14 protein-coding genes and 1 pseudogene are annotated in these 12,228 nt (G+C 61.4%); all 15 read left to right on the top strand.

Annotation, left to right across the window (positions count from 1 at the left end; translation table 11 throughout):
- The first annotated feature begins 3 nt into the window (after nucleotides 1-3).
- Nucleotides 4-1,128 carry an HrpJ domain-containing protein gene (locus RAE19_RS19000; protein WP_313876396.1) on the top strand — a complete coding sequence of 375 codons (1,125 nt, stop codon included), beginning with the start codon at nucleotides 4-6 and terminating at the stop codon, nucleotides 1,126-1,128.
- A complete protein-coding gene (locus RAE19_RS19005) occupies nucleotides 1,097-1,447 on the top strand; it encodes a hypothetical protein (protein WP_313876397.1) in 351 nt (116 codons plus the stop codon). Before RAE19_RS19000 ends, RAE19_RS19005 begins: the two co-directional genes overlap by 32 nt.
- Nucleotides 1,448-1,713: 266 nt before the next feature.
- Nucleotides 1,714-1,881, top strand: a complete 168-nt coding sequence (locus RAE19_RS19010) for a hypothetical protein (RefSeq protein WP_313876398.1) — start codon at nucleotides 1,714-1,716, stop codon at nucleotides 1,879-1,881.
- A 4-nt stretch (nucleotides 1,882-1,885) separates the two neighbouring features.
- The gene (locus tag RAE19_RS19015; protein ID WP_313876399.1) at nucleotides 1,886-2,212 is read left to right on the top strand and encodes a tetratricopeptide repeat protein; all 327 of its coding nucleotides are present in this window, start codon (nucleotides 1,886-1,888) and stop codon (nucleotides 2,210-2,212) included.
- 13 nt (nucleotides 2,213-2,225) lie between these two features.
- Entirely contained in the window at nucleotides 2,226-4,334 is a 2,109-nt protein-coding gene (sctV, locus tag RAE19_RS19020; protein WP_313876400.1) for a type III secretion system export apparatus subunit SctV, read from the top strand.
- Nucleotides 4,335-4,352: 18 nt separating this feature from the next.
- Complete coding sequence (locus RAE19_RS19025) at nucleotides 4,353-5,372, top strand: FHA domain-containing protein (RefSeq protein ID WP_313876401.1); 1,020 nt, start codon at nucleotides 4,353-4,355, stop codon at nucleotides 5,370-5,372.
- Entirely contained in the window at nucleotides 5,366-6,730 is a 1,365-nt protein-coding gene (gene sctN / locus RAE19_RS19030) for a type III secretion system ATPase SctN (protein ID WP_313876402.1), read from the top strand. Before RAE19_RS19025 ends, sctN begins: the two co-directional genes overlap by 7 nt.
- On the top strand, nucleotides 6,727-7,191 hold the full coding sequence (locus RAE19_RS19035; RefSeq protein WP_313876403.1) for a hypothetical protein: 465 nt from the start codon (nucleotides 6,727-6,729) through the stop codon (nucleotides 7,189-7,191). The genes sctN and RAE19_RS19035 overlap by 4 nt, the downstream gene beginning before the upstream one ends.
- On the top strand, nucleotides 7,188-7,796 hold the full coding sequence (locus tag RAE19_RS19040; protein WP_313876404.1) for a hypothetical protein: 609 nt from the start codon (nucleotides 7,188-7,190) through the stop codon (nucleotides 7,794-7,796). The genes RAE19_RS19035 and RAE19_RS19040 overlap by 4 nt, the downstream gene beginning before the upstream one ends.
- 661 nt (nucleotides 7,797-8,457) lie before the next feature.
- Entirely contained in the window at nucleotides 8,458-8,991 is a 534-nt protein-coding gene (gene sctQ / locus RAE19_RS19045; protein WP_313876456.1) for a type III secretion system cytoplasmic ring protein SctQ, read from the top strand.
- The gene (gene sctR / locus RAE19_RS19050; protein WP_313876405.1) at nucleotides 8,988-9,635 is read left to right on the top strand and encodes a type III secretion system export apparatus subunit SctR; all 648 of its coding nucleotides are present in this window, start codon (nucleotides 8,988-8,990) and stop codon (nucleotides 9,633-9,635) included. The genes sctQ and sctR overlap by 4 nt, the downstream gene beginning before the upstream one ends.
- A 36-nt stretch (nucleotides 9,636-9,671) precedes the next feature.
- The gene (gene sctS, locus RAE19_RS19055; protein WP_313876406.1) at nucleotides 9,672-9,944 is read left to right on the top strand and encodes a type III secretion system export apparatus subunit SctS; all 273 of its coding nucleotides are present in this window, start codon (nucleotides 9,672-9,674) and stop codon (nucleotides 9,942-9,944) included.
- Nucleotides 9,945-9,950: 6 nt separating this feature from the next.
- The gene (gene sctT, locus RAE19_RS19060; RefSeq protein ID WP_313876407.1) at nucleotides 9,951-10,736 is read left to right on the top strand and encodes a type III secretion system export apparatus subunit SctT; all 786 of its coding nucleotides are present in this window, start codon (nucleotides 9,951-9,953) and stop codon (nucleotides 10,734-10,736) included.
- Nucleotides 10,733-11,782: a type III secretion system export apparatus subunit SctU gene (gene sctU, locus RAE19_RS19065; RefSeq protein WP_313876408.1), complete on the top strand. Its 1,050-nt coding sequence runs from the start codon at nucleotides 10,733-10,735 to the stop codon at nucleotides 11,780-11,782. The genes sctT and sctU overlap by 4 nt, the downstream gene beginning before the upstream one ends.
- A 49-nt stretch (nucleotides 11,783-11,831) precedes the next feature.
- Nucleotides 11,832-12,127 (top strand): annotated as a pseudogene (locus tag RAE19_RS19070) (IS6 family transposase); the annotation flags it as partial.
- Between the last annotated feature and the right edge of the window lie 101 nt (nucleotides 12,128-12,228).

Raw genomic sequence — 12,228 nt, forward strand, 5'->3', positions numbered from 1 at the left:
GAGATGGCGCAATTCTTTTCTGAGGCCCGCCGGCAGGAGCGTTCGCTGCAAGAGCGTGCGCTACTGCCTTACGAATCGCCCGCGCTGCGCCGCGTAGAGCAGATTGAAGCGATGCTGGAGGTGCTGTGGCACGACCCACAGCACAAGAAGAATGACGCGCGCCGTCTTGCCGCGCAATTGCTGGAATCTGCGCGCCATCCGGGCTCCCTGCAGCTGGCGCTGAAGTCCATCAATGGCTCCACGGAACAGTTTTTGTTGCTGTCACATGCACTGGCCCAGGGCGAAGAGCAGGGCGAGAGCAATCCCGCGCTGGAGGTGCTGCGCGATCGCATCGACGTGTTGTGGGCGCGTAATGGGGTTCGAATCCGTGCCGATGTCAACATCGCCCCGGCACTCGCGGACGCCGATGATCGCGGTGCGAAGGACCGCAAGGCTTACCACGATGCGGTGCTGGACGGCGGCACGGTGTCGCGCACGCTGTCGTTGCTGCTGGAACGCTATGGCGACAACATCGAGGCTGCGGTTGAGCGCTTGCGCCGTGCGCTGGGTGCCGACATGGGGGCGGCCCGCCCGTCGCTGCCCACCGAACGGTTGCAAGCCATCTTGCATGAACTCTTCCTTATGGGGGCGTTGTTGCCTTTCCTCAAGAACTGCCGCGACCTGGGTCGCCGTGCACGCTTGCGCAGGCGGGGTCACCCGCAGAGCAGCCGTTCCAGCCTGGATGGGGCAGGCGCAGCCGATGCAGACGAGGGCGCTTCGCTGCTGGGCGATCTCGCCGAATGGGTGTCGCAGTGGTTGACGCTGGGCGATGTTCGATCCCTCCTGTACCAGTACGGGATGAACCTGGAGCCGGAGCATTCCGCTTCGACCTACGGTGATGCGCTGGCCTCTGGCTATGCGTCAGATGGAGCCAAAAAGTCCGCAGGGGAATTGTCCGCCGCTGGCAGCCTGAACGAGCCCGAGCGCGTTCTTGTGTTCCTGCATGGCCTCAAGGCCATCTTGCGGCAAGTGCCCGAGCGCCTGTTCCCTGACGGCGATCACAAACTCAATGCCGACCAGGTGCTGGCCAGCCTACTCGACACCATGATTCTGGGAGATGCAGATGAATCACCGCAGTCCCCCACCTGAACCGCCCGATCTGTTTTTTCTTGGTGCGCTTTGTGTTCGCCTGGATGAGGATGCCGCCGGGTGGACTATTCTGGAGGCGCGCGATCATGAAGACCTGACTCTTACACGCGTCATATCGAACGCCCCAAATCTTATGGCTGTGGCGTGCAGTGCCCTTGAAAAGGCCAACCTGCGCGGACCCCAGCGTGTCGCAGTGGCCGTTGGCGTGTGTGCCGATTCACTGCTGCTGACCATCCGCCTCGAGCGTTGCTGTCTCACGGCCAGCGCTGTGGACAGCGCGCGCGCCGATCTGCTGCGGTTTGCTGTAGCCTGTTGCTGAACATGACGGGCCCCGTTTCGAACCCTGTCGGCATCGGTCCCGCGATCAACTGGGTCGTTTCCCGGTTGCCATATTTGGCCGCGGGGTCGCGGAGGGGCCGGGAGAGAGCCTCCGGGCTGCCCGAGAGCGCGCATTCCCGTGCTACCGTGTCGCCAGGCGTTGCGCAGGGGCCCGCCGGCCAGTCGGCCGTGGGCAGCCCGGCGGACGCTGGTCTGGGGCGAGGCTGGATCGAAGACCGGATGTTAGCGGAACTGGAGGGCAGACTGTTGTCACGACCGCCCGCTTCTCAGGCCGAACACCTCAGCGGATTGCGTTCCGCGATCACACAGCTGGAAGCTGACCCGGTGCAGGCCGATGCCGTGCGCGTGCTGAGCCATGCATTGACCGGTTACCGCGTGGTCTTGCAGGGACGAAACGCACTGCTCGGGGTGTGACGTGATGACCTTTGATCTATCGCAAGCCCAGGCCGTCATTGTGCTGGCATGGCGCCATCTTTCTTGTGGACGCCATCAGGAGGCTTCTATTCTGTTCGAGTTACTGGTGAAGTTGATGCCCGCGAGCAGCGAGCTGCGGCTGGCACTAGCGAATGCCCAGCTGGGATGTGGCAGGCCAGCCGATGCCGCTGCCACACTCAGCGTGCTGGAGTCATCGCACGATCCGGTCGCCCATTTTCTGCGCGGCAGGGCTTTGGCGCGCTTGGGGCATATGGACGACGCTCGCCTGGCGTTCAACAAATACAGGGAGTGCCGCAAGGCACTGCCTTGACGCTGGGTTGTCCATGGAAAACGCTCTGTCATCCCTTCAGCGCTTCATTGCTGTTGCTGCCCGTCGCGCCGACCTGGTGCTTGCGGTCATCCTCATGGCCGTGGTGTTCATGCTGGTTTTGCCATTACCCACTTTGCTGGTCGATGTGCTGGTGGCCATCAACATCGCGGTGTCGGCGCTGTTGCTGATGGTGGCGATGTACCTGCCCAGCCCGCTGGCATTCACATCGTTTCCTTCGGTGTTGCTGATCACCACCCTGTTCCGTCTTGGGCTGTCGATCGCTACCACGCGTCTGATCCTGCTGCAGGCCGATGCGGGGCACATCATCGAGGCCTTTGGCAATTTCGTGGTAGGTGGGAATCTGGTGGTGGGACTGGTGGTGTTCCTTATTCTCACCATCGTGCAGTTCATCGTGATCACCAAGGGCGCCGAGCGGGTGGCAGAAGTGGCTGCGCGGTTTTCGCTAGACGCCATGCCCGGCAAGCAGATGTCCATCGACGCGGACATGCGTGCTGGCGCTATCGACATGAATGAAGCGAGGCGCCGCCGCACACGGCTGGAGAAAGAGAGCCAGCTTTACGGGGCCATGGATGGCGCCGTGAAGTTCGTGAAAGGAGACGCCATTGCCTCCATCATCATCGTCGTCGTGAACCTGGGAGGCGGGCTGCTGATCGGCACTATGCAGCGCGGCCTGTCGGCGAGCGAGGCCATGACGATCTACTCTGTGCTCACCATCGGCGAAGGACTGATCGCCCAGATTCCGGCGCTGCTGACTTCCATCACCGCCGGCATGATTGTGACGCGCGTGACCAGCGAGGACAGTGGGCGAAGCAACGTGGGCCGCGACATTGCGGAGCAGATACTGGCACAGCCCAATGCGCTGCTGGTGGCCGGCGCCATCATGCTGGGCTTTGCCCTGATCCCGGGCATGCCGGGCTCGGTGTTTATGGTGCTGGCCCTATTCGCAGGCGGGGTCGGGTTTGTGTTGTTGCGCCGTGGACTGAATGGCGTGGCAACGCCTGCTGATCGAACCGCCGGTCCCACTGCGCGTGCGGGGGCATCCAAGGACCAGGGTGATGCCGAGGAGAAGTCAGCCGCTTCCTACACGCCCACCATGCCATTGGTGCTGGATCTGGCACACGAACTCGAGCAAACGCTTGACGCGAAGGTGCTGATCCCCGCGCTGCAGAAAGTGCGCGAAGACACTTATTTAGAGCTTGGCGTTCCACTGCCGGCTGTGCATCTTCGCTACAACAAGGGCCTGGCCCGCAACGCGTACCAGATCCTTGTACACGAGATTTCCGCTGCGCATGGGCTGTTGCGTCCTGGGCATCTGCTGGTGCGTGAGGCCCCGGAGAATCTGGAAGCCCTGGACATTCATATTGAGGAGGCTGCACCGTTTCTGCCCAACATTCCCACCCTATGGACGCCAGCGCAAGGGGCGGCCCAGCTGCGCGAATACGGCATCCAGTCACTGGACACGATGCAGATACTGGCGCACCACCTGCGGCTGACGCTCCAGCGCCATGCACGGGAGTTCATTGGCATCCAAGAAGTACATTTCCTGGTGTCGCAGATGCAGGCGGACTATCCCGACCTCATCACTGAGCTGCACCGTGTGGTGCCCGGTCAGCGGATGGCCGACGTGCTGCAGCGGCTGGTGAGCGAAGGGGTTTCGGTGCGCAACCTGCGCGCCATCGCCGAAGCTTTGGTGGAGTGGGGCGCCAAGGAGCGTGATGTGGTGCTGCTGACGGAGCACTTGCGCACGGCGCTCAAGCGCCAAATTTCGCACCAGTTCGCCGACAAGCAACTGATGCTGGCCGCGTACCTGATCTCGCCGGAAGGCGAGGATGTCATCCGCAACGGTATCCGCCAGACCTCGATGGGGAGCTACCTGGCACTCGACGCAGCGGTGACTAGCGACATCGTGGACCGCATCCGAGCGACGGTGGGCGACCTGTCCGCCATCAGCCACAAGCCCGTGATCCTGACCAGCATGGACATCCGGCGCTATGTGCGCAAGATGATCGAAGAAGAACTGTATGAAGTGGCGGTGCTGTCGTACCAGGAGTTGTCACCGGAAATTAGCGTGCAACCGCTCGCCCGCATTGAGTTCGGATAAATGCAGGAACACCGGCCCATGGAAGAAATGACTGGATCGATCGAGCTTCGGGTGCTGGCGGGCCTGCAGGCAGGTGCACGCCTGACCCTTACCGAGGGGCGGCATGTGCTGGGCAGCAGCGAGGCGTGCGACATCGTTCTGGTCGGCCCGCGTATCGATCCGCAGGCCATGGAGATCGTGTTGGAAGGGATGCAATTGCGTCTGAAGCCCGGCCAGCCGGGTTGTGGCATCGCCTCCGGTGACAGTTTGAGCGAGCCTTTTATGCTGGCACCGGGCGTTCCATTCCATATAGGCGATATCTGGTTGGTCGTTGACCATCAAAACCGTGCATGGCCGGAAAATCACTCGTGGTTGGTCCCGCCACAGGGTTTCATGATCCCGGATGTTTCTGTGATCGGTGGTGCGGAGGAAGAGCAAAGAGTGCTAGCGCCCAGCCCTTCCGTGCAGATGAACGCCCCCTCGAGAAGGAGGCTGTGGCTGATCGGGACGGGGGCGTCCGTCGTCTTGTGTGTTCTCGCAGGGCTGGGGTCGCAGGTCTGGATCAAATTTGGCCATGAATACTTTTCTAACATGCGAACGCTGTCTATGGAGTCTTTCTTTCATCCTCAGCTCGACCCTGCTTCGAGGTCTGTGAACCCTGATGCGAGCCCGTCTTTCGCGCCGCCGGTTGCTGCAGTGGAACCTCTGCTGAAGCCGCCCTCACAGGAGCTCCTTTTGTTGCCGCCTGCGGCTGCAGCGTCGATTGAATCCGTTCCCGATCGGCCGACTTTGGGGTTTCCCTTGAGAAACACTCACCACGCCTTAGCTCATGTGACCGATGTTCCGGAACAGCCAGACCGCAACACCACATCGGCGGAAGGTTTGGCCCGATTGCCCTTCGTGGTCCGGCAAGTGGCGTGTGGAAACCTGTCCAGCATCACCACCGAAAAGGGCATCAAGTTTTTCGAAGGTGCGAGTCAAATGGGCTACAAACTCGAAAGAGTATCTGCGAATCGGTTGCGACTGCGGGGGCGCTATGACGTCGAATTACCATGCTGAATGGCTCCGATGCAGAACGGGTCCATGCGAATTCGCTCTTGCGAAAGCCTCTGGCATTTGCTGCGTCGCTCAATGACGCTCTGGAGACGGCCTCAATCGTCAGTGTGCGCGGCCGCGTAAAGGAAGTGCTGGGTACAGTCATTCGTGCGACGGCCTCCAGCGCCCGCATCGGTGAGATGTGCGTGCTGCACACGCCTGGCGAGGTCTTTCGCCTGGAAGCGGAAGTCATCGGTTTCAGTGATGGTGACGCATTGCCGGCGCCCGTGGGCGACATGCGCGGCGTGTCGTCCAGCACAATTGTCATACCGGCTGGTCATGCCCACAAGGTGAGCGTGGGAATGGGTTTGCTGGGTCGGGTTGTCGATGGCTTCGGTCGCCCTTTAGACGGGGGAAGCCTGCCACAAGCAGAGGCCTTCTACCCCGTCTATGCTGATGCACCACACCCCTTACAGCGGCGCATGATTGACCGCCCGATGCACATGGGTGTACGGGTGCTGGACGGCATGCTTGCCTGTGGTGAGGGGCAGCGCCTTGGCATATTTGCGGCCGCGGGCTGTGGTAAGAGCACGCTGATGGGCATGTTGGCGAAAAATGCCGAGGTGGATGTCACCGTGATTGCTTTGATCGGTGAGCGCGGTCGTGAGGTGCGTGAGTTTGTTGAGCGCGAACTCGGGGCTGAGGGGATGAAGCGCGCGGTCGTGGTGTGCAGCACCTCCGAAAAAGCCCCGATGGAGCGCTTGAAAGCGGGTTTCGTGGCCACCGCGATCGCCGAATACTTCCGCGACCGAGGCATGCGCGTGCTGCTGCTCATGGATTCGCTGACACGACTTGCAAGGGCGCAGCGCGAGATCGGCCTGATGGCTGGTGAGCCACCCACACGCCGAGGCTTTCCCCCATCGGTGTTTGCGATGTTGCCCCGTCTGCTGGAGCGCGCGGGCATGAACGAGCGTGGTTCTATCACCGCCATCTATACCGTGCTAGTGGAAGGCGACGACATGAACGAGCCGGTGGCGGATGAGAGCCGATCCATCCTGGACGGTCACATCGTGCTGTCGCGCAAGCTGGCGGCTGCGGGGCAATATCCAGCGGTGGATGTACTGGCCAGCGTGAGCCGTGTGATGAACTCGGTAATCAGCGAACACCACCGCCGTGGGGCGGAGGCCGTGCGTGCACTGATGGCCAAGCATGACGAGGTCGAACTGCTGGTACGCCTGGGCGAGTACAAGCGGGGTTCCGACGCGCTGGCCGACCATGCCATTGATCGCATGGCCGACATCCGGGCGTTCCTGTGCCAGCGTCCTTCCGAGTACACCAGCGCCGCCGAAATGCTCAGGCAGCTGGGAGCGGCCGCAGCATGAAGAAACTCTTTGAAATCGACAAACTGCATCGGCGTCGGCTGAGCACACGGGAGGCCGCGTTGAAGGACGCGCGCGCTGCGCAGACGCAATTCGAAACGGTGCTGCTTGAGCAACAACGTGCGGAGGTGCAAGCGCGTGAGCACGGGCTGCAGGTCAAACGCGACGTCGATGCGGTGTTGTTCGCGAGTGCGGTGAAACGCCCCGAAATTGGGCGCGCACAGCACCAACTGATTGCGGCCAAGGAAGCCGTGGTTGCAGCCAGGGAGGCTGTGGTTGCTGCCGAGATCGATGTGGCTGCGGCTACCCTGCGCACGCAAGAGGCTGTGCGGGCATGGCGTATGCAAGCCGCCCAGGTGGAGAAGTTCGACATCATCGTGCAACTCAAGCGCGAAGAGCGAAACGTTGAGTTGCTCTACCGCGAAGAGCTTGAGCTGGAAGACATTCCAAGGAGAAGAACATGAAAGTTGAGGCGCAACGCACCGAGGCCCGCACCCAGCGAGCGCGCGAACTGCATCAGCGCGACGTCGCCGACGATGACAAGGCCCGCAGTTTCAAGAAGCAGCTGCAGCGCCGCCATGATGAAGAGATGCTGGCGCAGACCGCAATCGGCGGGGCCTTCGAGTTGATGGACCTGCTGCGCCAGAGGGAGCCGGAACCTGCGCTGCAGGCGGCCGCCCCGATGATCTGTCAGGACAATGCTTTGCCCACGGACGCCTTGGCCCGCACCCTGCCCAGTGAGCCCGTGGTGGATGCGGACGCCGTTCAGGCACGGATGCAGGACAGCGTGCGTCTGGACACGCTGGCCCGTGCAGCAGTGGATGCTGGGCTGAAGGCCAGCATGACCCAAGGCAGCAGCGAATACCAGGTGGAGCTGGGTTCCACATTTTTTGTGCGCACGCGCTTGCGGGTGCGCACGGGCGACAACCATCGGCTCGAGGTGCGTTGCGAGAGCGACAGCGCTTCCGAGCGTGAATGGTTCGGCCGTAACCACGAGGCGCTCGTTGGACGCATATCTGGACTCACCGGGCGTGACGTGCAGCTGGACATTCAGGAGCCTTTGGTTTGACCACGCTGGATGCGCCGAACGACCTGGTGCCTGCTCCGCAGGATCGAGGCGGAAGGGCGTCTGTTGAGCATCGGTTGAACGTGCGCCGATTGAACGCGCGCGCGGTGGCCCTGGCCAATGCGCTTGGCGGGCAACCCCCATGGGGGCTAGACTGGTTCGGCGTGTCCGCACAGGTGCGCGTCGCCGGGGTGCAATGGGTCGACAAATCCGCGTCATGCCATTACGACCTGCTCGCCAGCATGCACTGGCGCGGGGTGGCAGGTTATCTCGGTCTGACCTACCTGGGGGCAGAAGCCGCGCTGGGCGGTCACCACGGTGTGGTGTTATGGGAGGCCCTGCCGCCCGCGGTGGCGTTGGCCTTGTTGCAGGACGCTACAGACCGTTTGAGCAAGGCGCCTGCGAATACACACCTCGGGCCTGTCCGGTTTCAGGCGATGCAAGACGCTCGGGCGCTCGCTGGGCCTCTGTTCGCGGTGAGGTTGAGCGTCACGCTCGAAGACGGTGGCGAGGTGAACTGTCTCGATTGGCTGGTGAACGCCGACGGAGTCGACCCGGGAAACTTCTCTCCGCTGAGTGTTTCACCGGCGCGCAATGAGATGACGTGGAGCCAACTGGCGAAGTGGGGGGGCTGCCAGTGCCGGTTGCATTTGAACTTGGTTGGGTGGATCTTCCACTCAGCGAGCTACGGGACCTCAGGAATGAGGACGTTTTGCTGCCTGATTGCTGGTGGGCGCAGAAGGCGAAAAGCCGCGTCAGTGTGCGTGTGGGGTCACATGGGGGCTCTCGCTTGGGCTACGAAGGTGTACTCGACGAAGAGAACCAACACATTAGGGTGAAAGGACTGCAAAAAATGGAACAGAATCTACCGGAAGAGACATTCAGTGGGGGCGGACTCAGCGATGAAAATGATCTGGACGTCAATCCAGCGACAGGTGGTGCCCCCGGTGCCGGGTCATGGAATGTAGGTGAATTTGGTGACCTGCCGGTGCGCCTCACTTTCGATCTGGGCGAGCACAGCCTCACGCTGCAGGAACTCACCACCATCAGCGCCGGCTATGTGTTCGACCTGGGGCTTTCGCCACAGGGCAGCGTGAACTTGCGGGTGAACGGGCTGCGCGTGGGCGAAGGGGAAATTGTCGAGATCGACGGACGCATCGGGGTTGCCGTGACGCGAATCGTTCCGCCCCGCGTATGAACGGCTCTGATCCGCTATCGCTCGTCGTCCTAGTGGCGATGCTGTCAGTTGTGCCGCTGCTGATGGTGGTGGGCACAGCGTTCCTGAAGATCTCCACAGTCATGCTGCTGGTGCGCAATGCACTGGGCGTGCAGCAGGTACCACCCAATGTGGCGCTGTATGGGCTGTCGCTGATTCTCACCCTCTACGTAATGGCGCCTGTCGTGCAAGACACTGCCGACCGGCTGCGCAGCGAGAAAGCGCCGCTGGCCAACATCGGGGCCATGATCAGAGCGGCAGACGTCGGCTCGGAGCCGATGCGTCAGTTCCTGGTTAAATTCAGCAAGCCCGACCAGCGGGCCTTCTTCCTGCAGGCCACGCAGAAGATGTGGCCGCCCGGGCAGGCCGCGCGCGTGCGCGATACTGATTTCCTGATCCTGCTGCCAGCCTTCGTCGTGGGGGAACTCACTTCGGCGTTCGAGATAGGCTTTCTGCTGTACCTGCCGTTCGTGGTGATCGACCTGATCGTCTCCAACGTGCTGTTGGCGCTGGGCATGATGATGGTGTCGCCTTCTACAATCTCGCTGCCGCTCAAGCTCTTCCTGTTTGTCATGGTGGACGGCTGGACGCGTCTGCTGCATGGACTGGTGCTGTCGTATGCCTAGGCTCGCCTTCATCGCCGCAATAGCCGCGGAGGCCACATGATCCAAGCTGCTGACTTGGTTGCCCTCGCCGTCAAGGGGCTCTACCTCAGTCTGGTGTTGTCGATGCCGATGGTGGCCGCCGCCGCCATCGTTGGCACCCTGATGGCAGTGATTCAGGCCCTGACACAGATCCAAGAGCAGACCTTGGGCTATGCAGTGAAGCTGATTGCCACCGCCGTGGCGCTTGCGCTCACGCTGAACTGGATCGGCAGTGAACTCCTGCAGTACACGCGCCAGTTGTTCGACCTTATCCCGGTCATAGGAAGGTAGGGCTGTATGCTGGGCATGCAAGAGGTACAAGGGGCCGTTCTCGGGCTGATGCTTGGCATGGCCCGCCTCGTGGCGCTGCTGTCCCTGTTGCCCTACTACTCCAAACAGGCCAGCTCAGCGCTGATGCGCGTGGCAATCGCCATGGCGTTCACCTTTCCGGCGCTGCCCATGCTCATGTCGCAGTACAGCCAGAACATTTCAGCCGACACCCTCTTTCTCGGGCTGTTTTTCAAGGAAGTCTTCATCGGCTTATGCATAGGCTGGGCCATTGCACTGCCGTTCTGGGCGGCGGAGGCGATCGGCTTCATCATCTCCAACCAATACGGCGCCACCGTGGGCAACTCGACCGATGCGATCACGGGCAACGAGACGTCGCCCCTGGGCGTTATCCTGCTGCAGCTGTATCTGGTGCTGTTCCTGTTGCACGGCGGCGCTAACGCGGTGCTGGATACATATTACGCGAGCTACACCGTGTGGCCGCTGGCGGCGACCTGGCCCACGCTGGACGCTGGCTTTCCGGAGCACTGGCTGAAGCTGTTCGACGCAATGATGCGCCTGTCGGTGATGCTGGCTGCGCCCGCGATGATCGCCATGTTGCTGGCCGAAATTGGCCTGGCCATCGTCAGCATGTTTGCGCCGCAGTTGCCGGTGTTCTTTCTTGCGATGCCCGTGAAAGCCTGTATTGCGCTGTTCGTGCTGACGCTGTACCTCGCCACGCTCATGGGGTACCTCGGCGACCATGCGCGCGCAATGGCGGTGATTCTTCCCGATCTCGGCAGGCTGGCGCGGTGAGTGAAAAAACCGAACAGCCCACCAAAAAGCGCCTGACCGATGCGCGCGAGAAGGGCGACGTTGCCCATTCCAAAGATGCGGCCAAGGCCCTGATGATCTGGGCCTGTGCAGGCTACCTGTTGTTTTCTGCGAAAGAGCTGATCGATTCGATTCTCTTCATGCTCGAGTGGTCAGGTGCGCACGTGAATGGCCCGTTTCGCGAAGTGCTTCCCGACTTCTTGCGGCTGGCTGCCAGCCAGCTCATTGCCGTGTTGTTGCCATGGATGCTGGTGGTCATCGTGGTCGGCATCTTTGGCGAGTTCATGACGGCGGGTCCCATCTTTGCGCCGGAGAAGATGAAGTTCAGCTTCCAGAAGATGGATGTGATCGCCAACGTAAAGAATATTTTCTCCGCGCGCAATGCCATCGAAGGGTTGAAATCCATCGTCAAGGTGCTGCTCCTTACCGGGGTTGTATGGAAGCTGGTGCACGACAACCTCGGCACGCTTATGCTGCTGGCTGGTGCCGGCATTCACCCCGTGATGGCGGGTTTTGGCCTGCTGATGAAGTCGCTGCTGATGTCAACGGCCATTGTTTTTACCGTCATCGCGGGTTTCGACATGATCATCCAGCGCAGGTTGTTCACCCGCCAACAGATGATGACCAAGGACGAAGTCAAGCGCGAGCACAAGGAGTCCGAAGGCGCGCCCGAGATAAAGAGCGAGCGGCGCTCGTTCCACCAGGAGATCGTGAACGGCCCCGGAGGAAAACGCAAGCCCTCGGTGGTGGTGACCAACCCCACGCACCTGGCCGTGGCGCTGTTGTACGTGGAGGACGAAACCCCACTGCCCCAGGTACTGGCCAAGGGCGCGGGCCTGAATGCCCAGGCCATTGTTGCCGAGGCCCGCCGCGAAGGCGTGCCCATCATCCAGCACATTCCGCTGGCCCGAGCGCTGACGGCCCAGGTGGATGTGGACGACTTCGTGCCCGCACACCTCTTTGAATTGGTGATCGACGTGCTGAAGGCGGTGAAAGACGTTGCGCCAGCCGAACGGCCTCAGCCATGACGCGTAAAGTGCGGCACTGCCGCAATAAGCGCAAACGACTATCTTGCCCATGCTTGATATTTGCCAAGGTCTGATCAGCAGCACCCTGCGCAAGTTGCTCAAACGGTTGCACTACCCATCTTAGGATGATGCTGACCTGTGTGCGCTGGAATGCGGCTTACCCGCTGAGCCTCAGTCATATCGAGGAACATGCTGCTGGAGCGCGGTGTTTTTGTGGATCACGTCACGGTTCACCGCTGGGCGATCAATGTGCTGCCAGTTCTGGACGCCATGTTCCCCCGACGAAAGCGCCCCGTGGGTAGAAGCTGGCGCATGGACGAAGCCTGCATCAAGGTTTCAGGCCAGGCTCATCTACCAGTGCCTTCATTGTCTCGTGGATAGATCGGTGTATCTCTGATCGGGGTAAACACTCATGTCTACCAATGAACTTGTGGACGAACCATCTC

This window comes from Rhodoferax potami (genome assembly GCF_032193805.1).
In the GTDB taxonomy this organism is placed as follows: Bacteria; Pseudomonadota; Gammaproteobacteria; order Burkholderiales; family Burkholderiaceae_C; genus Allorhodoferax; species Allorhodoferax potami_A.